17 protein-coding genes are annotated in these 18,998 nt (G+C 68.1%); 7 read left to right on the top strand and 10 right to left on the bottom strand.

The features are described from left to right. Nucleotides 1–25: 25 nt before the first annotated feature. Complete coding sequence (locus NOCYR_RS27520) at nt 26–346, bottom strand: type II toxin-antitoxin system PemK/MazF family toxin (protein ID WP_048833793.1); 321 nt, start codon at nt 344–346, stop codon at nt 26–28. Next, complete coding sequence (locus tag NOCYR_RS27515; RefSeq protein ID WP_197538402.1) at nt 343–564, bottom strand: hypothetical protein; 222 nt, start codon at nt 562–564, stop codon at nt 343–345. The genes NOCYR_RS27520 and NOCYR_RS27515 overlap by 4 nt, the downstream gene beginning before the upstream one ends. Nucleotides 565–629: 65 nt before the next feature. Here NOCYR_RS27515 and NOCYR_RS27510 point away from each other — a divergent pair, with 65 nt between their 5' ends. Next, nucleotides 630–1,691, top strand: a complete 1,062-nt coding sequence (locus tag NOCYR_RS27510) for a DNA polymerase IV (protein ID WP_014353697.1) — start codon at nt 630–632, stop codon at nt 1,689–1,691. A 35-nt stretch (nt 1,692–1,726) separates the two neighbouring features. Beyond that, a complete protein-coding gene (locus tag NOCYR_RS27505) occupies nt 1,727–2,719 on the top strand; it encodes an oxidoreductase (RefSeq protein ID WP_048834487.1) in 993 nt (330 codons plus the stop codon). A 227-nt stretch (nt 2,720–2,946) separates the two neighbouring features. On the opposite strand, the gene NOCYR_RS27500 is transcribed toward NOCYR_RS27505, so the two are convergent. After that, nucleotides 2,947–4,827, bottom strand: coding sequence for an ABC transporter ATP-binding protein (locus NOCYR_RS27500; protein ID WP_014353695.1), 1,881 nt, complete (start codon nt 4,825–4,827; stop codon nt 2,947–2,949). Between the two features lie 393 nt (nt 4,828–5,220). Here NOCYR_RS27500 and NOCYR_RS27495 point away from each other — a divergent pair, with 393 nt between their 5' ends. Together NOCYR_RS27495 and NOCYR_RS27490 are read left to right on the top strand one after the other, a co-directional pair. Next, nucleotides 5,221–8,016, top strand: a complete 2,796-nt coding sequence (locus NOCYR_RS27495) for an FAD-binding and (Fe-S)-binding domain-containing protein (RefSeq protein WP_014353694.1) — start codon at nt 5,221–5,223, stop codon at nt 8,014–8,016. A gap of 347 nt (nt 8,017–8,363) precedes the next feature. After that, entirely contained in the window at nt 8,364–9,311 is a 948-nt protein-coding gene (locus tag NOCYR_RS27490; protein ID WP_014353692.1) for a DNA-3-methyladenine glycosylase family protein, read from the top strand. Between the two features lie 32 nt (nt 9,312–9,343). Here NOCYR_RS27490 and NOCYR_RS27485 read toward each other — a convergent pair whose 3' ends face one another. Next, complete coding sequence (locus NOCYR_RS27485) at nt 9,344–9,547, bottom strand: hypothetical protein (protein ID WP_048833792.1); 204 nt, start codon at nt 9,545–9,547, stop codon at nt 9,344–9,346. 397 nt (nt 9,548–9,944) lie between these two features. Between NOCYR_RS27485 and NOCYR_RS27480 the strand changes: the two genes are divergently transcribed. The 3 genes from NOCYR_RS27480 to NOCYR_RS29550 all read left to right on the top strand — a co-directional run bounded on the left by NOCYR_RS27480 (nt 9,945) and on the right by NOCYR_RS29550 (nt 11,339). Continuing rightward, on the top strand, nt 9,945–10,847 hold the full coding sequence (locus tag NOCYR_RS27480) for a helix-turn-helix domain-containing protein (protein WP_231856004.1): 903 nt from the start codon (nt 9,945–9,947) through the stop codon (nt 10,845–10,847). Next, complete coding sequence (locus tag NOCYR_RS27475; protein ID WP_014353689.1) at nt 10,844–11,074, top strand: DUF397 domain-containing protein; 231 nt, start codon at nt 10,844–10,846, stop codon at nt 11,072–11,074. The genes NOCYR_RS27480 and NOCYR_RS27475 overlap by 4 nt, the downstream gene beginning before the upstream one ends. 67 nt (nt 11,075–11,141) lie before the next feature. After that, a complete protein-coding gene (locus NOCYR_RS29550) occupies nt 11,142–11,339 on the top strand; it encodes a hypothetical protein (RefSeq protein ID WP_048833791.1) in 198 nt (65 codons plus the stop codon). Between the two features lie 51 nt (nt 11,340–11,390). On the opposite strand, the gene NOCYR_RS27465 is transcribed toward NOCYR_RS29550, so the two are convergent. From NOCYR_RS27465 to NOCYR_RS27440, 6 genes are all read right to left on the bottom strand, one after another. After that, nucleotides 11,391–12,137: a succinate dehydrogenase/fumarate reductase iron-sulfur subunit gene (locus NOCYR_RS27465; RefSeq protein ID WP_014353687.1), complete on the bottom strand. Its 747-nt coding sequence runs from the start codon at nt 12,135–12,137 to the stop codon at nt 11,391–11,393. A gap of 2 nt (nt 12,138–12,139) precedes the next feature. Continuing rightward, nucleotides 12,140–14,077 (bottom strand): fumarate reductase/succinate dehydrogenase flavoprotein subunit, encoded by a 1,938-nt coding sequence (locus tag NOCYR_RS27460; protein WP_048833790.1) that lies wholly within the window; start codon nt 14,075–14,077, stop codon nt 12,140–12,142. 15 nt (nt 14,078–14,092) lie between these two features. Beyond that, nucleotides 14,093–14,923: a hypothetical protein gene (locus tag NOCYR_RS27455; protein WP_014353685.1), complete on the bottom strand. Its 831-nt coding sequence runs from the start codon at nt 14,921–14,923 to the stop codon at nt 14,093–14,095. Between the two features lie 261 nt (nt 14,924–15,184). Then, nucleotides 15,185–15,472: a hypothetical protein gene (locus tag NOCYR_RS27450; RefSeq protein ID WP_014353684.1), complete on the bottom strand. Its 288-nt coding sequence runs from the start codon at nt 15,470–15,472 to the stop codon at nt 15,185–15,187. Nucleotides 15,473–15,635: 163 nt separating this feature from the next. Continuing rightward, complete coding sequence (locus NOCYR_RS27445) at nt 15,636–16,601, bottom strand: alpha/beta fold hydrolase (protein ID WP_014353683.1); 966 nt, start codon at nt 16,599–16,601, stop codon at nt 15,636–15,638. Nucleotides 16,602–17,002: 401 nt separating this feature from the next. Continuing rightward, nucleotides 17,003–18,955 (bottom strand): acyl-CoA dehydrogenase family protein, encoded by a 1,953-nt coding sequence (locus NOCYR_RS27440; protein WP_014353682.1) that lies wholly within the window; start codon nt 18,953–18,955, stop codon nt 17,003–17,005. Between the last annotated feature and the right edge of the window lie 43 nt (nt 18,956–18,998).

Below are 18,998 nucleotides of genomic sequence, written 5' to 3'. Positions count from 1 at the left end.
CGGTTCTCCTCCGTGCTGATCGTGATTACAGCAGACCGAGTTTCAGCATGAGAGCCCGATCTAGCTCGGACAGCTCCGACCCGTCCAGGGAACCCTTGCACTGACCCAATCGCTCGGGTGCGACGGTGTAGATCTGGTCGGCGAGTATTCGAGTCTTGGTGCCATCGAACTCGATCTCGGGCCGGAAGATCGCGGGCGCTGCGCTGGTCGAGGTCATCGCTACGATGACGGTGCTGGAGGCGAACCGATCCGATTGGATCACCACGCAATATCGGCGGCCTTGTTGCTCATGGCCGCGAGCGCCGGGAAGAGCCTTGATCTCGTAAATCGCTCCCCGGAATATCACTCCACCCCCATGAATCGCTGGATCGCCAACATCTCGGCCCGGTCGTCGGGGTCATTGTCGAGTCGCTCCGAATCGGCCGCGGCCTGCTCCAGCAGCAGTTCCTTGTAGGTGCGCAGCAGCGCGTACCGCACCGCTTCGGACCGGGTGCGGTGTTCACCTGTCAGCGCACGTAGCGCCGTCTCCATGGCTTCGTCTGTCCGTACATTCAGCGCTCCCATAACACCAGTGTAATACGATTTGTAATACACGCTCGGCTGTCACACCCATGCGGTAAGACGGTCCTATGCCCCGGTGGCTGTTGCATGTCGATCTCGACCAATTTCAGGCGGCGGTGGAGTTCCGTCGTCATCCGGAGCTGCGCGGGCGGCCGGTGATCGTGGGCGGGAACGGGGATCCGCAGGAGCCGCGCAAGGTGGTCACCTGTGCCTCGTATCCGGCGCGGGCGTTCGGGGTGCGGGCGGGGATGGCATTGCGGACCGCGGTGCGCAAGTGTCCGGAGGGGGTGTTCCTGCCGCTGGATATGACCAGCTACGAGGAGGCGTCCGAGGAGGTCATGGCGCTGTTGCGGACCTTCGGGCCGGTGGAGGTGTGGGGCTGGGACGAGGCGTTCCTGGCCGCCGACACCGACGATCCGGAGGGGTTGGCCCGCGAGATCCGCGCCGCCATCGCGGAATTGGAGTTGAGCTGTTCGGTCGGGATCGGCGACAACAAGCTCACCGCCAAACTCGCCACCGGTTTCGCCAAATCCTCCGGTAAGGATTCCGCGGAACCCGGAGCCGGTGCCGCGGCGGGCATGTTCCGGCTCACCGCGGACAACTGGACCGAGGTGATGGCACACCGCCCGACCAGCGCGCTGTGGGGCATCGGCAACCGCATCGCCGCCCGACTGGCCGAACTCGGCATCGAGACCGTCGGCGATCTGATGGCCTCGGACCGGCACCGGCTGGCCCAGGCGTTCGGGCCCACCACCGGCCCATACCTGTGGGTTCTCGGTAAAGGCGCCGGCGATAAAGAGGTTGTCACGGAGCCACGAATCCCCGTGGGCCGCAGCAAGTCCGAAACGTTCCCGCACGATCTCACCGAGCGCGAGGAGATCCGCGCCCAGGTCGCGCGGCTGGCCGGGGAGGTGGCCGATGAGATGGCCGAAGCGGGCCGGGTCACCATCCGGGTATCGGTGACCGTGCGCACCAATACCTTCTACACCCGCAGCAAACAGTCCAAACTCCCCGAACCCACCACCGACCGCACTGCCATCATCGAGGCCGCCCTGCGCATCATCGACCGGTTCGAGCTGGACCGGCCGGTGCGGCTGCTCGGCGTCCGGCTCGAATTGGTCCCGGTCTGACCAACCCGCCGCCGCGCGCTCGTATGCTCGGGCTCATGGAATTCTGGGCGATGGTGGCACACGAATCGGACAGCGGCGTCGTGCTCGCGCGACAGCAGGTCGGGGCGGAGTTCCTCGGACCGGGTGCGGTGACGATCAAGGTGCATTATTCGAGCGCCAATTTCAAAGACGGGCTGGCGATCACCCCGGGTGGCGGCGTGGTGCGCAACTACCCGATCGTTCCCGGCATCGACCTCACCGGTGAAGTCGTGGAATCCGAATCCGAGGATTTCGCGCCCGGCGATCAGGTGGTCGCCCACGGCTACGAGATCGGCGTCTCGCACCACGGCGGTTTCGCCGAATACGCCAGGGTGCCCGCGGAATGGGTGGTGAAGCTGGACGGTCTGTCCACCCGCGACGCCGCCGCGCTCGGCACGGCCGGATTCACCGCGGCACTGAGCGTGCAGGCGCTGCTCGACCGCGGCCTCACCCCCGATGACGGCGCCATCCTGGTGACCGGCGCGACCGGTGGTGTCGGCAGCGTAGCCGTCGACATCCTCTCCGGGCTCGGCTACGAGGTGATCGCGTCGACCGGTAAGGCCGACGCTGCCGATCATCTGGCCGACCTCGGTGCCAACGAGGTGATCGGCCGTCTCCCGGAACCCGATACCAAGGTCCGCCCGCTGTCCAAGGCGCGGTGGGCCGGCGCGGTCGACAGCGTCGGCGGCGCCTCGCTGGCGTACATCCTCAGCGCCATCGGCTACGGCGGCGCTGTCGCGGCCAGTGGCCTGACCGGCGGCACCGAGGTGCCGACCACGGTGATGCCGTTCATCCTGCGCAATGTGGCGTTGCTGGGCATCGACTCGGTCAACCATCCGATCGAGAAGCGGCGCGAGTTGTGGGGCCGGCTGGCCAACGAGCTGCGCCCACGGCACCTGTCGGAGATCGAGAACTTCGCGCCGGTCACCGAGGCCGAGCGGGTGCTGCGTTCGATCAAGGACGGCAGCCACTCGGGTCGCACGGTCTTCGGGGTCGCGGGCGAGTTCTGAGCGCGTCCTCGCCGGGATAGTCCGGACCGCGCGATTCGTCCGCCCACACCGTCTCGCGTGGGCGGTCGGACGCTCCGGCGCTGGTTCGTGTGTGACCGACCGGCGGGCAGCCCGGGTCGCTCGCCGGAGTGCGCCGCGGGGATCGGAGCCGGCCCCGTGTTTCCGGCGGTTATCAGGTCGTGGCGGCGACCCGCCGAGCTCCTGCCGGGCCGGGCGTCGACGCCACGTCAGGCCGCGACCGGGGCAGGCTCCTCGGCGAACTGCGTCCGGTACAACTCCGCATAGCGTCCGCCCGCGGCCAGCAGCTGCGGGTGGGTGCCGCGTTCCACGATGTTCCCGTCCTCCAGCACCACGATCTTGTCGGCGGCCCGGATGGTGGACAGCCGGTGCGCGATGACCAGTGCGGTCCGGCCCTCCAACGCCTCGGCCAGCGCTTCCTGCACGGCGGCCTCGGAAGTCGAGTCCAGGGAGGCGGTGGCCTCGTCCAGGATCACCACGCGCGGCTGCTTGAGCAGTAGCCGGGCAATGGTCAGCCGCTGACGTTCGCCGCCGGAGAGCCGGTAGCCGCGTTCGCCGACCACGGTGTCGAGCCCGTCGGCCAGCGAGGCGACCAGATCACGCAGCCGGGCGCGTTCGAGGGCGTCCCACAGCTCGGCCTCGGTGGCCTCGGGCCGGGCCAGCAGCAGGTTGGCGCGGATGGTGTCGTGGAACAGGTGCCCGTCCTGGGTGACCAGGCCGACGGTCTGCTGGATCGAGCGGGTGCTCAGCTCGCGCACATCGCGGTCGTTGAGCCGCACCGAACCGCTGTCCACGTCGTAGAGCCGCGAGACCAGCTGCGCGATGGTGGATTTACCCGCGCCGGACGAACCCACCAGCGCCACCATCTCCCCCGGTTCGGCGCGCAGCGAAATATCGTGCAGCACTTCCACTCCGCCACGCGTATCGAGCGTCGCGACCTCTTCCAGGGAGGCCAGCGACACCTTGTCCGCCGACGGGTAGCCGAAGCGCACGTTCCGCAGCTCCACCGCGACCGGGCCCTCCGGGACGGGGACGGCATCGGGCGCGTCCTCGATCAGCGGCTTCAGGTCCAGCACCTCGAAGACCCGCTCGAAGCTCACCAGCGCGGACATGATCTCCATCCGCGCACTGGCCAGCGCCGTCAGCGGCGAGTACAGCCGGGTCAGCAGCAGCGACAGCGCGACGACGGCGCCCGCGTCCAGCCGGCCGGCCAGCGCGTACCAGCCGCCGAGCCCGTAGACGAGGGCGATCGCCAGCGCCGAGACCAGCGTCAGCGAGGTGACGAAGACGGTTTGCAGCATGGCGGTGCGCACCCCGATATCGCGCACCCGCCGGGCCCGCAGCGCGAACTCCGCCGATTCCTGATGCGGGCGGCCGAACAGTTTGACCAGCGTCGCGCCCGGCGCGGAGAACCGCTCGGTCATCTGCGTGCTCATCGCCGAGTTCAGGCCCGCGGCCTCGCGCTGGATATCGGCGAGCCGATCGCCCATCCGGCGCGCCGGGATCACGAACACCGGCAACAGCAGCAGCGCCAGCAGGGTGATCTGCCAGGACAGCTGGACCATCACCACCAGCGTCAACATGACCGTTACCAGGTTGGCCACCACGCCGGACAACGTGTCGCTGAACGCGCGCTGCGCGCCGATCACGTCGTTGTTCAACCGGCTGACCAGCGCGCCGGTGCGGGTGCGGGTGAAGAACGCAATGGGCATCTTCTGCACGTGGTCGAACACGGCGGTGCGCAGGTCCAGGATCAGCCCCTCACCGATGCGGGCCGACAGCCAGCGGATCGCCAGCCCGAGGGCGGCGTCGACGACCGCGAGCCCGCCGATGGCCAGCGCCAGCACGACCACCACCCGCGGCGCGGCGCCGTCGACGATGCCGTTCACCACCCGCCCCGCCAGTAGCGGCGTGGCCACCGCCAGCAGCGCGGAAACGACGCTGAACAGCAGGAACGCGCCCAATCGGCGCTTATGCGGCGCCGCGAAGCGCAGAATCCGCCGCGCCGTGGCCATACTGAACGGCCGCTGCTCGTCGGGCGCGTTCATCCGCCGATACATCTGGCTCCAGGCCACCGATTCGATGCTCACCTCGACCCGTCCTTCCACTCCCCGCCAGTCAACCTCAGGCCACCGACACTAAGACCTCAACAAAGGTTGAGAGCAAGTTGTTTCGGAAGGTTATTTCGGGTCTGCGCAGGCCCGGTCGGAGGACCGTAGTGCGCCGATCCGACGCAGATCCGATGACGCAGCGTCGCAGGATGCGCACCGGCAAGTGCCCGGTGGACCGATTGCAGGCGCCTCGATGGTGAGCGCTCTGGGCAGCGGCGGGCGCCGACCAGCAGCGTCGGTGAGTCGCGGCTGGGAGTGCCGGGCCGAGCGCAGGCGAGGTAGCCGCTGGGAGCGCCGGACCGAGCGGAGGCGAGGTAGCCGCTGGGAGCGCCGGACCGAGCGGAGGCGAGGTAGCCGCCTAGGCTGGGTGGGGTGACCGATGAGGACGGTGCGCGGGTTCGGTTGGCGCGGGTGTTGCGCCGGCGGATCGGCGGTGAGGTCGACGTATCCCCGCGGCGGCGCGCCGAATATTCCTCGGATGCGTCGAACTATCGGGTGTTGCCGGCGGCCGTGGTGTTTCCGCGCGTGGACGACGACGTGGCGGCGGTGCTCGACGTCGCCCGGGCCGAAGGCCTGCCGGTGACGGCGCGCGGGGCGGGAACCTCGGTGGCGGGCAATGCGATCGGGCCGGGCATCGTGCTCGATTTCAGCAGGCACCTGGATGTGGTGCTGGAGCTGGATCCCGAGCGCCGCACCGCCCGGGTGCAGCCCGGCGTCGTCCTGTCGAGACTGCAACGGCGGGCCGCCGCACACGGCCTGCGCTTCGGGCCCGATCCGTCGACGCAGAACCGCTGCACGCTCGGCGGCATGATCGGTAACAATGCCTGCGGCCCGCATGCCCTGGCCTGGGGCCGCACCTCCGATACCGTCCGTGAGCTGCGTGTACTCGACGGCACCGGCACCGAGCGACGGCTGGCTGCCGATCTGTCCGCTGTCCCCGGCCTTCCCGAATTCACTCGCGACGCCTTGGCCGTGCTGCGCACCGATCTCGGCAGATTCGAGCGCCAGGCCTCCGGCTACGGACTGGAACATCTACTGCCCGAACGGGGTTCGTCGATCGCGAAGGCGTTCGTCGGCACCGAGGGCACCTGCGGGCTGTTGCTGGAGGCGACCGTCGACCTGGTGCCGCTTCCCTCGGAGACGGTGCTCGCGGTTCTCGGTTACCCGGATATGGCCACCGCCGCAGACGATATCGCCGCGGTCACCGCGTGTGCCCCGATCGCGGTGGAGGGGATCGACGCCCGCCTGGTCGATATCGTCCGCACCCATCGCGGCACCGTGCCCGATCTGCCGCGTGGAAACAGCTGGCTGTTCGTCGAACTCGCGGGCGCCACCGCAGGCGAGGCGGTCGCGGCGGCCTCCACCCTGTGCCGTTCGACGGGCGCGGTGGACAGCACGATCGTCGCCGATCCCGCTGCCGCCGCGGCACTCTGGCGTATCCGCGCCGACGGCGCCGGGCTCGCGGGCCGCACTCCCGACGGCCACCCCGCCTGGCCCGGCTGGGAAGACGCCGCCGTACCGCCCCAGCACCTCGGCGCCTACCTGCGCGATTTCGGCGCGCTCACTGCCGAGCACCGCGTCGACGGCCTGCTCTACGGCCATATCGGCGACGGCTGCATCCATGTGCGCCTCGATTTGCCGATCAACGATGCGCCGCAACGGTTCCGGGCCTTCCTGCACGATGCCGCCGAACTGGTGGTGCGCTACGGCGGCTCACTGTCCGGCGAACACGGCGACGGCCGCGCCCGCTCGGAACTGCTTCCGCTCATGTACTCCCCCGACGTGCTGCGGACGTTCGCGGGATTCAAGGCACTGTTCGACCCGGACGGTCTGCTGAATCCGGGCGTGCTCGTCGACCCTGCCCCGATCGACCACGACCTGCGCCTCGCCGGACTGCCGAAGGTGGCGGGCGCGGGCTTCGCGTTCCCACACGACGACGGTGATCTGAGTACGGCCGTGCACCGCTGCGTCGGCGTCGGCAAATGCCGGGCCGACACCAGGACGAGCGGCGGTTTCATGTGCCCGTCCTATTTGGCGACGGCCGATGAGAAGGACAGCACGCGCGGCCGGGCCCGCGTCTTGCAGGAGGTGGTGCGCGGCGCGCTGCCGTGGACCTCGCCGGCGGTGGCGCAATCGCTGGACCTGTGCCTGTCGTGCAAGGCCTGCCGGTCGGACTGCCCGGCGGGCGTCGATATCGCCACCTATAAATCCGAGACGCTCTACCGCCGCTACCGGCGTCGTCCCCGGCCGATCGACCACTACACGCTCGGCCGGCTGCCCACCTGGCTGGCGGTCGCGGGCCGGATGCCCCGCCTGCTCAATGCCGGGGCCAGGATGGCGCCATTACGTCGTGCCGGGCTGCGTGTGGGCGGGATGGACCCGCGGCGTGAGGTGCCCGCGCTCGCCCGTCGCAACTTCCGCCGGATCTGGCGCGACGAGCACCGGGAGGGCGCTTCGACGGGTCCGGAAGTCATGCTGTGGATCGATACCTTCACCGACGCCTTCGACCCGGAGATCGCCCTGGCCGCGGTGCGGCTGCTGGAATCGCTGGGCTACCGCGTCCGCATTCCCGCGAAACGGGCGTGTTGCGGACTCACCTGGATCAGCACCGGCCAGCTCGACGGTGCCCGCAAGCGACTGCGGGCAACCCTGGACGCCCTGGACGACCATGTCCGCGCGGGCGGCATCGTCGTCGGCCTCGAGCCCTCATGCACCGCCGCCCTGCGTTCCGACCTGCCGGAATTGCTGCCCGACGATCCCCGCGCCGCACCCACCGCCGCGGCCGTGCGCACACTGGCGGAATTCCTCGACGCGGAACCGGACTGGCGCGCGCCGGACCACTCGGGACAGTCGGTACTGGTGCAGCCGCATTGTCACCAGCACGCGGTGCTCGGCTTCGCGGCCGATCGCCGGATATTAGCCAGAATGGGTGTCGAGGTGACAGAAATCACCGGATGCTGTGGTCTGGCCGGCAACTTCGGAATGCAGAAGGGCCATTACGACATTTCGGTCGCGGTGGCAGAAAACGGCCTGCTACCCGCGCTGCAACGTGCGGGCGACAATGCGATCCTGATCGCCGACGGCTTCTCCTGCCGGATCCAGGCCACGCACCTGGCCGGGCGTCCGAGCAGGCATCTCGCCCAGTTCATCCTGGGCAACCGACGCTGACGCGCACGCGGGTGTCGTGGTGTTCGCGTGCGCGATGGCGTCGGCTTCGGGTCAGCTGCCGAAGGGCAGGGTGCCCGGCGGAATCTGGTAGCCGGAGCTGCCCGCGGAGACTCCACCCCAGGCGTTGAGCAACCAGTTGAGCGCGTTGGTGATCATTGTCGAAAACCTCCGTAGTGGCGACTGCCAGCTGTTTGCCGATTCGACGCCATTATCGCCGGATATTCCGAAACTGTTACAAACCCGGGTTAACCTGCGCCTTTGCCGTCATCGGATCGTGATAGGAAGCAAACGAGCGTGGCACCGGCCCCCGTGCGGAAACCCGGGTCGGCGGGGCGCACAATGATCCCGTGCGCGATACCAGGGTCGGATCGGAAGCGAGCGGCACCGGCTCGGCCCGCACCGTCACCTCCGATCGCCCGATCGATCTCGCGCACACGATCTCCCCGCTGCGCCGCGGCCCCGGCGACCCCTGCTATCAGCTGACCCGCGATGGCGCGCACTGGCTCACCGCACGCATGCCCACCGGCCCCGTCACCTACCGGCTCGTCCAGGCCGGCCCCGGCACCGTGGACGCCCGCGCGTGGGGGCCCGGCGCGGAGGAATTCCTGGAGCGGCTGCCGTGGATGTTGTGCCTGGACGAGGACCTGTCCGGCTTCGCCCCCGAGCATCCCAAGATCGCCGAGGCGCACCGACGTCATCCGGGCCTGCGGATGCTGCGCACCGGACTGGTGTTTGAGGCACTGGTGCCCGCCGTGCTGGAACAGAAGGTGCACACCGTCTCGGCGCACGCCTCATGGCGGCGCCTGGTGCGGCAGTTCGGTTCCATTCCGCCGGGCCCGGCGCCCGACGGAATGCGGGTGGCCCCGGACGCCGACGGCTGGCGCACCATCCCGTCCTGGACCTTCCACCGCGCGAACGTGGGCCCGCAGCGGGCGCAGACCATCGTCCGCGCGGCCCGGGTGGCCGAATCGCTCGAGCGCGGCACCGGCCTGGAGCCCGCTGCGGCGGCCCGGCTGCTGCGCAGTGTGCCCGGGATCGGCGAGTGGACGGTCGCCGAGATCTCGCAGCGGGCCTTCGGCGATGCCGACGCCCTGTCGGTGGGAGATTTCCACCTCGCGGCCATCGTCGGCTGGACCCTGCTCGGACGCCCGCTCGACGATGCCGCGATGGTGGAATATCTGGAACCGCTACGGCCGCACCGTTATCGGTCGGTACGGCTGCTGTCGGTGAGCGGGCAGGCGCGCAAACCGAAGTTCGGGCCGCGCACCCCGATCACCGACCATTCCTGGCATTGATCACCGATCGGCGATCGAGCGCTGCCCCCTCACTACCGCAGCGCTCGATCGTCGAGGACACACCGGCCGGATTCGACCAGTGTCGCCCGCGCGCGCCGTCGTACCCGGCATTCGTCGACGGTGCAGTCCAGGTGCAACTGCATTGCCGCATGGGCTTGTTCGGGGGTCATGACACCGGGGTCGTTGCGGCAAGCCAAGAGCGAGGCGACGTGCATATTGAGGTTGGTCAGCTGCATTACGCGACCCCCGTCCACCCGGCGCGGCGGGCGCCAGGAGCGGCTCGGCCGCCGGCGATCGGCGACGACTCGGTGAGGTGTGCTGTCATGACTCTCCCCGTTCTGCGTGCGTTAGCTGGTGCTCGACTTCGGAGTCCTGCGTGATTCCCCTTGTGCTAGGCGATTTTCCGCTCCTGGCACACTTCCAGCACACCACCCCGGCGGCTCCCGTAGGCGGGGTTTGCCGATCCGTCGACTTTTCGCGCGAATTCCCAGCACAAGATCCGTTCTGGAGTGCAGGATTGCCCATAGTGGACGAAAGATCCCAATGCCCAGGCGAAGTGTGACGGGGGACCGCACGCGTGGCTCCCCCCGATCGACGGCGCGGGGCTCATCCCAGAGCAGAACGGAGCATGCGGTGCCAGCTGGTTCGGTGAGTTCGGGAAGTAAAACCACGAGTCTGCCGCGGCGGCAGCTCGGCCGGTATCTGCGCGATCTGCGCACCCAGGCGGGTCTGACCATCGCCCAGGCGGCTCGGCTGATGGAATGGGGCGCCAGCACCCTGCAACGGCTGGAAAAGGGCCAGGCCGACCGGATCCGCACCATTGATATCCGGGAGCTGTGCCGCATCTACGGCGTGCCCGACCAGCTCACCGAGGGCTTGGCCGGACTCGCCCAGCAGGCCGACACGCCGAGCTGGTGGCACGCCTTCGGCGACGTGATCCCCGAAAGCTTCGACGTACACGTCGGTTTGGAGGCCGCCGCCGAAACCGTCACGGCCTACCACCCCGAGCTGGTCCCCGCCCTGTTGCAGACCGCCGACTACGCGCGGGCGCTGTATCGCCTGGCCCATCCCGAGGAGTCCGAGGACGCGCTCGACCGGCGCGTGCAGCTGCGGCTGCAACGCCAGGCGCTGATCACCCGCCGGGTCGCGCCGGCGACGGTGCGGGTGATCGTGCACGAGGCGGTGCTGCGCCGCATGGTCGGCAGCGCCAAGGTGATGGCCGGCCAGCTACGGCATCTGGCCGATATCGGCACCAGGGGCAACGTGATGGTGCGAGTGCTGCCGTTCGCGGCGGGCGTGCCGCTCGGGGTCGGCACCGGCGCGTTCACCATCCTGGAATTCGGCACCGACCGCGCGGGCCGTCCGCTGGAACCGCCGGTCGTGCACGCCGAGGGCCTGACCGGCGATCTGTATCTGGAACGCCCGGCCGATGTGCGCCGGTACCATCGGGCGCACGAGAACCTCCAGCAGTGTGCGCTGGACGATCAATCGAGTAGGCACCTGCTGCGGCAGCTGGCGAAGGAGTTCCTGGCATGAGTATCGACAAGGGCGCCGACATCGACCTGTCCGGCGCCACGTGGTTGCGCGCCGGCGAGGGCGAGAACGGCGACGCCGTGGAGATTGCGATGCTCGCCGATGGCCACGTCGGCATGCGGGACGGTAAGAATCCTGATGGTCCGGTACTCGTCTTCACTCCGGGCGAATGGGCCGCGTTCACCGCTGGCGTGCAGGACGGCGAATTCGACCGGCCAGGCCGTTCGTAATAGGAGACCGCCGGCCCACGGTCCACCTGGTGTTTGGCTGCCGTAGATAACGGGTAGACAACAACTCGTGGACCGTGGGCTGAAAAACACCCACCCCTTGTACCGCAGATTGCGGCCGCACGACTGGGTCGAATGGCTTATCGTCGCGCTGCTTTTCGCGGTGTCGGCGGTGGGTATCTATGTACTCACCGGCTCGTTGGCGTCGGCATTGTTCGTCGGCGCGCTGGTATGGCTGGTGGCAGCGGGCGTGGTAGCGCTGCTGTGACCGCACCGGCGCCGCCGTCGCGGGCGGCACCGGCTCGCGCCGAGGCGCTGGTCAGCGACGAAAGAGCTTGTTGCCCAGCCACACCAGCGGATCGTATTTACGATCCACCACCCGCTCCTTCATCGGAATGAGCGCATTGTCGGTGATCTTGATGTGTTCAGGGCACACCTCGGTGCAGCATTTCGTGATATTGCAGAAGCCGAGGCCGTGCTCGTCCTGAGCCATATTCCGGCGGTCGGCCACATCGAGCGGATGCATCTCCAATTCGGCGATCCGCATCAAATACCGCGGGCCGGAAAAGGCCTGTTTGTTGTCCTCGTGATCGCGCACGACATGACAGGTGTTCTGGCACAGGAAACATTCGATGCATTTGCGGAACTCCTGCGACCGCTCCACATCGACTTGTTTCATCCGGTACTCCCCCGGTTTCAGATCCGGGGGCGGGGTGAACGACGGGACTTCCCTGGCCTTTTCGTAGTTGAACGACACGTCGGTCACCAGATCCTTGATGACCGGGAAGGTGCGCATGGGCGTCACCGTGATGAGTTCGTCCTCGGTGAAGGTCGACATCCGGGTCATGCACAGCAGCCGCGGCCGCCCGTTCACCTCGGCCGAGCACGAACCGCATTTGCCCGCTTTGCAATTCCAGCGCACCGCCAGATCGGGTGCCTGGGTGGCCTGCAAGCGGTGGATAATGTCGAGCACCACCTCGCCCTCGTGCACGGGCACGGTGAAGTCGTGCAGCTCGCCGCCGTCGATATCGCCGCGCCAGATGCGGAACCTGGCGTCGTAACCCATAGTCAGGCCTCTCCGTCGGTGGAAACTCCGGCCGCCGGATGGCCGGCGAGTTCGGCTGGGGTGTAGTACTTCTCGAGTTCGGCCAGATCGAACAGCGCGAGCAGTTCGGCCCGCATCGGCAGCTGATCCTCGACCGTCACCGACACACCGGGCACCGTGCCGTCCGGCCGGGCCGGGTCCAGGGTGCAGACCAGCAGTTTGTTGCGCCATTGCGGATCCATGGCCGGATGGTCGTCGCGGGTGTGCCCGCCGCGGCTCTCGGTGCGCAGCAGCGCCGCCTGCGCGACACATTCGCTGACCAGCAGCATGTTGCGCAGGTCGATGGCCAGATGCCAGCCCGGGTTGAACTGGCGATGGCCCTCCACGGTGACCGAGGCGAACCGCTCGCGCAGCTCGGCCAGTTTGTCGATGGCCTCGCGCACCTCGTGTTCCTTGCGGATGATGCCGACCAGGTCGTTCATCGTCTGCTGGAGATCGGTGTGCAGCGTGTACGGGTTCTCGCCGGTGCCGGTGGCCGGCGGATCGAACGGTGCCAGCGCGGTTTTCGCGGCCGCGGCGATATCGGCGTCGGCCACCGCAGGCCGGTCCGCCAGGCCCTGCACATACGCGGCCGCGCCGAGCCCGGCCCGGCGACCGAAAACCAGCAGGTCCGACAGCGAATTGCCGCCGAGCCGGTTCGAGCCGTGCATCCCGCCGGAACATTCACCAGCCGCGAACAGGCCCGGCACCCGCGCGGCACCGGTATCGGGATCGACCTCGATCCCGCCCATCACGTAGTGGCAGGTCGGCCCGACCTCCATCGGCTCCTTGGTGATGTCGACATCGGCCAGCTCCTTGAACTGGTGATGCATCGACGGCAGCCTGCGCACGATCTCCTCGGCGGGCATGCGGGAGGCGATATCGAGGTAGACGCCGCCGTGCTCGGTGCCGCGACCAGCCTTGACCTCCTCGTTGATGGCGCGCGCCACCTCGTCGCGGGGCAGCAGGTCCGGGGTGCGGCGGGCGGAATCGTTATCGCGCAACCACTGGTCGGCCTCGGCCTCGGTCTCGGCGTACTGGCCCTTGAACACCGCGGGGATGTAGTCGAACATGAACCGCTTGCCGTCGGTGTTCTTGAGCACCCCGCCGTCACCGCGCACGCCCTCGGTGACCAGGATGCCCTTCACGCTCGGCGGCCAGACCATGCCGGTCGGATGGAATTGCAGGAACTCCATATTGATCAGGGCGGCGCCGGCCCGCAGCGCGAGCGCGTGGCCGTCACCGGTGTACTCCCAGGAGTTCGAGGTGACCTTGTAGGACTTGCCGATGCCGCCGGTGGCCAGCACCACCGCGGGCGTCTCGAACAGGATGAACCGGCCGGATTCGCGCCAGTAGCCGAACGCGCCGCTGATCCGGTCGCCGTCCTTGAGCAGCTCGGTCACCGTGCATTCGGCGAATACCTTGATCCGCGATTCGTAATCGCCGGTCTCCGCGTAATCCTCCTGTTGCAGCGAGACGATCTTCTGCTGCATGGTCCGGATGATCTCGAGGCCGGTGCGGTCGCCCACATGCGCCAGCCGCGGATAGGTGTGGCCGCCGAAGTTGCGCTGACTGATCCGCCCGTCGGGCGTGCGATCGAACAGCGCGCCATAGGTTTCCAGCTCCCACACCCGGTCGGGTGCCTCGCGCGCGTGTAATTCGGCCATCCGCCAGTTGTTGAGGAATTTGCCGCCGCGCATGGTGTCGCGGAAGTGGGTTTCCCAGTTGTCCTTTTCGTTGGCGTTGCCCATCGAGGCCGCGCAACCGCCCTCGGCCATCACGGTATGGGCCTTGCCGAACAGCGATTTGCACACCACCGCCACCGACAAACCGCGCTCTCGGGCCTCGATCACCGCGCGCAGTCCGGCACCACCGGCACCGATGACGACGACGTCGTATGCGTGCCGTTCCACTTCTGGCATAGCCGCGAAAACTCCTCAGTCGATGAATCGAAGATCCGAAATCGTCCCGCTGGCAACCAACATCACGTAGAAGTCGGTGATCACCAGCGTGCCGAGGGTGGTCCAGGCCAGGGCCATGTGCCGGGTGTTGAGCTTGGAGACCTGGGTCCAGAACCAGTACCGCACCGGATGGGCGGAGAAGTGTTTGAGCCTGCCGCCGGCGATATGCCTGCACGAATGGCACGACAGGGTGTAGGCCCACAGCAGGATCACATTGCCGGTGAGGATCAGGCTGCCAAGGCCCATCCCGAATCCGCCGCTCGCGCCGTGGTAGGCGCCGATGGCGTCGTAGGTGTTGATCACCGAAATGATCACCGCGACATAGAAGAAGTAGCGGTGCACGTTCTGGATGATCAGCGGCAGCCTGGTCTCACCGGAGTAGGACTTGTGCGGTTCGGCGACCGCGCAGGCCGGCGGCGACAGCCACACCGACCGGTAGTAGGCCTTGCGGTAGTAGTAGCAGGTGAGCCGGAACCCGAGCAGGAACGGCAGTGCCACGAACCCGAGCGGCAGAATCGCCGGGATCTCGCCGAACGGGGTGCCGAAATGGCTCGAACCGTCGACACACGAAGTGCTCAGGCACGGCGAGTAGAACGGCGTCAGGTAGTGGTAGTCGGCGACCCAGTACGCCGTGCGCACATACGATCTGATCGTCGCGTAGATGACGAACGCGGCCAGGCCGAGCACCGTGAACAGCGGTGGGATCCACCATCGGTCGGTGCGCAGCGTCTGCTGCGTGATGCGGGCCCTGGTCCTGCTGAAGACGCCGGTTCCCGTTTCGGGGGTCACGGTCGGTGCGGCACTCACCGGTCGATCCCTCGCTGATCCGCGGTGCGGGTGGTCATCATTACCTCCGCGATCGAATGTGATGCTGAGCACCATACGCCGCCGGTGCTATCGCATGAGCAGGGTCTCGCCAACGCGGACCCCGCCCCAGTGCGGTGATTTGCGTCACAGTCGATCGCGGACGGGATGGCCGGTGAACCGGTGGCAACTCGTCGCGGAATCAGGGAGGGGCAGGTAGACGCACGACGTCCGCCCGCGCGGGGCGGGCGGACGCCGGCGGGGTTACTTCGTGCGGGGACGGGAGTGGAAGCCGAGGCCCTCGTCCTGGGCGCCCATCCATGCGGCTTCGTCCGACTTGCTGTCGGGCACATAGATCGGCTCCTGCGAGCGCCGTGCCACCATCGGCGGCGGTGACTGCTCGAGGTCTTCGGTGTCGATGGTGAGTCGCTCCAGATCGTTCTCCAGCCGGCGCACCGTGGTGGCGTCGCCGTAGTTCGCGCGCAGTGCCTCGATGGACTGCCGGAGTTGGCCGACGGCGTAGCGGAGATCCGCGAATTCGCTGCGTGTCATCGATTCCTCCTGAGTTCATACCCGGTCATCCGGATCGGCTACCGCGCGGACCTCGCTGGCCGCGTGACGGCGTGTCGTGTGACCGACCACACATCGTGATCTACAACACAGTAACTCGAGTTATCGGATTCGGCTCGTCGGATACCGGCAAGTAACCCATCGATCACCCGGCCGTCGCGTACTCCCGGCCGTGCCCGCGGGCCGCCGCGCAGGCTCGCTCGACCAGGCCGGCGATCGAGGCCGCGACCTCCTCGGCGCGTTCCAAGATCACGCCATGACCTGCCCCTTCCAGCCGGACCAGTTCCGAGCCGGACAGCTGCGAGGCCAGCACCACCGAATGGGTGAACGGCACCATGATGTCCGCGGTGCCCGCGAGCACCAGCGCCGGAATCGCGCCGAGCCGATGCAGCGCCGCGGTCTCGTCGAAGGCCCGCAGCGACGACAGGAACCCGGCCATGGTGAGCAGCGAGGTCTCGTTCAGCATCGCCGTGGCAAGAGCGACGAGACGCGGATTCACTTTCCTGGTACCGAAATTCGCTTCGCGCAGGATAGGTTCGAGGATTCGCCGTGAGAGCCGTTTCGAGGCCTGCATGAACCGTGGCGCCCGGCGCACCGCGAAGTGCAGCGAGTTCACCGCGTGCCGGTTGAGCAGGCGGCCGAGCCCGACCTCGGTGAGTCCGCCGGCCGCGCCAGCAATGAGTCCGACCCCGGCGACGCGGGTGCCTATGGTTTGCGGGAACAGTCGCGCGTAGGCGAGCACCACCATCGCGCCCATCGAATGCCCGACGAGGACGACCGGACCGCGCGGGCTCACGGTCCGCAGCACGGTGTCCAGATCGCGGCCGAGCTGTTCGATGGTGTAGGTGACCGGATCGGCCGCACCGGATTCGCCGTGCCCGCGGTGGTCGTAGAACACCATCCGGGTGCCGCCGCCCCACTGCCGCAGCAGATGCGCGCGCAGGAACGACCAGGATTCGGTGTGCAGGCAGTGCCCGTGCACGAAGACGACGGTGAGCGCCGCGTCGTCGGAGCCGAAGATGCGCACGGCGAGCGGGACACCGTCGTCGGTGGCCACGGTGAGGCGGTGGCCGTCATCGGCTGCCCGGCGGGCAAGGGTCGTCGTGGACATGACAATCTCCTGTCGGCCCCCGGTGGGATCCGCGCCCGCACCGTGGTCGGAGTGTTCTTGTCCGGATGTCGCTGCCGATTTCCGCGCCGTTAGCCGGGCGTACCTGGCGTTATGCACACGTTGCCCAACCGAGTCCGGCGGTCGATCTGGGGCGGCGGATGGGATCGCTCAGGACACTCTGCCCGTCTCTAGCGGCTCTGCTAGATGCGGGCAGAAAGCGCTGAGGAGTACTAGAGGTATGTCTACGGCTATCGAGCAGATTTCCTAGAAATAGATAGATCGTCCTCGCGACGACGCCGAGCCGCGTGGCCGTCAGGTGCCGGGTCTGTTCGCGATGAAAGTATCGGGCTATCTAGTGCCAAGCCGATAGCGGCGAATAATCCCATCGCGAACGTGCGCCGTCAGGTCCCCACCCGTCGGGTCGAGGGCAGGAACGGGCGCAGCAGGTTCGTCTCGGTCGACGGCCCGAACTGCCATTCCGCGATCCACGGCCCGGTGCCCTCGCTCTGGTCGAGCACGCCGTCCTCCAGCCACTCGTGGTTTCCATCGAGGATGCCCCTGGTCAGCGCCCGATCCTCGTCGTCGGTGTTGTCCCACAGCGCGTCGAACAGCGCCTTCACCCGCAGCCGGGCCTGCTGACAGAAGGTGTCGGCCAGTTCGGTCGCCGAGCGCGCCTCCACCGCCCCGGAGGTCCGCAGGTCCTGGGCCCGCACGCAGGCCGCCGACATGGCGAACAGCTCCGCCCCGATATCGACGATCCGGCCGAGGAAGTTCTGCCGATACTCCAGCCCCGCCTGCCAGCGCGCCATCGCGTACATCAGCGACCGGGCCTGCTTGCGGGCATTGCGTTCCACGAAACGCAGATGCTTGGCCAGCGGGCCGAACTCGGGATAGCTCGCAGGCACCGTGCCCGCGCCGACGGCCAGCTGCGGGAACCACTTGGCGTAGAAGCCGCCGGCGCCGATCGCCGCCTTGGCCTTGTCCTCGAGTCCGGCATTGCGATCCACCAGCGCACCGGCCGCGGCCATATGCGCATCGGCCATCTCCCGGGCGATCAGCAGTCGCATGATCTCGCTGGAGCCTTCGAAGATGCGGTTGATCCGCAGATCGCGCACCAGCTGTTCGGCGGGTACCGCGCGTTCGCCGCGGGCGGCCAGCGAGGCGGCGGTCTCGTAGCCGCGCCCGCCCCGGATCTGCACCAGCTCGTCGGCGATCCGGCAGCTCATTTCACTGGACCACAGTTTGGCCAGCGCGGCCTCGATCCGGATGTCATTGCGGCCCTCGTCGGCCATGGTGGCCGACAGGTCGAGCACCGCTTCCAGCGCGAAGGTAGTGGCCGCGATGAACGACAGTTTCGCCCCGACAGCGGCGTGCTCGCCGACCGGCCTGCCCCACTGGACCCGCTGGGTGCTCCATTCGCGGGCGATCTTGAGCGACCACTTCGAGGCCGCCGTGCACAGTGCGGGAATGGCCAGCCTGCCCGCATTGAGCGTGGTGAGCGCGATCTTGAGGCCGTCGCCTTCGCGGCCGATCAGGTTGCGCGCGGGCACCCGGACGTTGTGCATCCGGGTGACGCCGTTCTCGATGCCGTGCAGGCCCATGAACGAATTGCGCCGCTCCACGGTCAAACCCGGCGAATCCGCCTCCACCACGAATGCCGAGATCCCACCGCGATGGCCTTCGCTCTTGGGTACTCGTGCCATCACCACCAGTAGTTCGGCCACCACGCCGTTGGTGGTCCACAGCTTCACGCCGTTGAGTTCGTACGCTTCGCCGTCTTCGGTCGGGGTGGCGGTGCTCGCCATGCGGGCCGGGTCGGAGCCCACATCGGGCTCGGTGAGCAGGAAGGCGCTGACCGCGCCCGCGGCGCAGCGGGGCAGGAATTCGCGCTTCTGCTCCTCGGTGCCTGCCAGCTTCAGCGGTTCGGGCACGCCGATGGACTGGTGCGCCGACAGCAGCACGCCCAGGCTCGGATGTGCCGAGCCGACCAGCATGAGCGCCCGGTTGTAGCCGTACTGCGACAGGCCCTGACCGCCGTAGTCCGGCGGGATCTTCAAGCCGAAGCAGCCCAGGTCGGCCAGGCTGCGGACGTAGTCGTCCGGGATGCGGGACTGCTCCTCGATCACCGTGCCGTCCATCGACGCGCAGACCGGACGCAGCCGGGCCAGGAATTCGTCGGTGCGGTCGGCATCTTCGGCGGTGGGCCGTGGATAGGGGTGGATCAGATCGAGCCGGAAGCGACCGAGAAACATCTCCTTGGCGAACGATGGCTTGGCCCAGCCGGTTTCGCGGGATTCCTCGACGAGCGCGCGGGCCTGTTCCTCGGTGGCGTCGACTTTCGCGGTGGTGGCCATATCTGCTCCTCGGACGTGATCGGGATCACATTCGAGTGTAGGA

Source organism: Nocardia cyriacigeorgica GUH-2 (assembly GCF_000284035.1).
GTDB classification, from domain to species: Bacteria; Actinomycetota; Actinomycetes; order Mycobacteriales; family Mycobacteriaceae; genus Nocardia; species Nocardia cyriacigeorgica_B.
The sequence above is the reverse complement of the archived record's forward strand: the minus strand, read 5'-3'. Positions and strand labels throughout refer to the sequence as shown.

Excerpts from the sequence above, each read along its gene's own strand:
- NOCYR_RS27460 (WP_048833790.1), bottom strand. The coding sequence starts at position 14,077 with ATGCCAGAAGTGGAACGGCACGCATACGACGTCGTCGTCATCGGTGCC.
- NOCYR_RS27475 (WP_014353689.1), top strand. The coding sequence starts at position 10,844 with ATGAGTATCGACAAGGGCGCCGACATCGACCTGTCCGGCGCCACGTGG.
- NOCYR_RS27440 (WP_014353682.1), bottom strand. The coding sequence starts at position 18,955 with ATGGCCACCACCGCGAAAGTCGACGCCACCGAGGAACAGGCCCGCGCG.
- NOCYR_RS27465 (WP_014353687.1), bottom strand. The coding sequence starts at position 12,137 with ATGGGTTACGACGCCAGGTTCCGCATCTGGCGCGGCGATATCGACGGC.
- NOCYR_RS27510 (WP_014353697.1), top strand. The coding sequence starts at position 630 with ATGCCCCGGTGGCTGTTGCATGTCGATCTCGACCAATTTCAGGCGGCG.
- NOCYR_RS27515 (WP_197538402.1), bottom strand. The coding sequence starts at position 564 with ATGGGAGCGCTGAATGTACGGACAGACGAAGCCATGGAGACGGCGCTA.
- NOCYR_RS27485 (WP_048833792.1), bottom strand. The coding sequence starts at position 9,547 with ATGCAGCTGACCAACCTCAATATGCACGTCGCCTCGCTCTTGGCTTGC.
- NOCYR_RS27505 (WP_048834487.1), top strand. The coding sequence starts at position 1,727 with ATGGAATTCTGGGCGATGGTGGCACACGAATCGGACAGCGGCGTCGTG.
- NOCYR_RS27445 (WP_014353683.1), bottom strand. The coding sequence starts at position 16,601 with ATGTCCACGACGACCCTTGCCCGCCGGGCAGCCGATGACGGCCACCGC.
- NOCYR_RS27450 (WP_014353684.1), bottom strand. The coding sequence starts at position 15,472 with ATGACACGCAGCGAATTCGCGGATCTCCGCTACGCCGTCGGCCAACTC.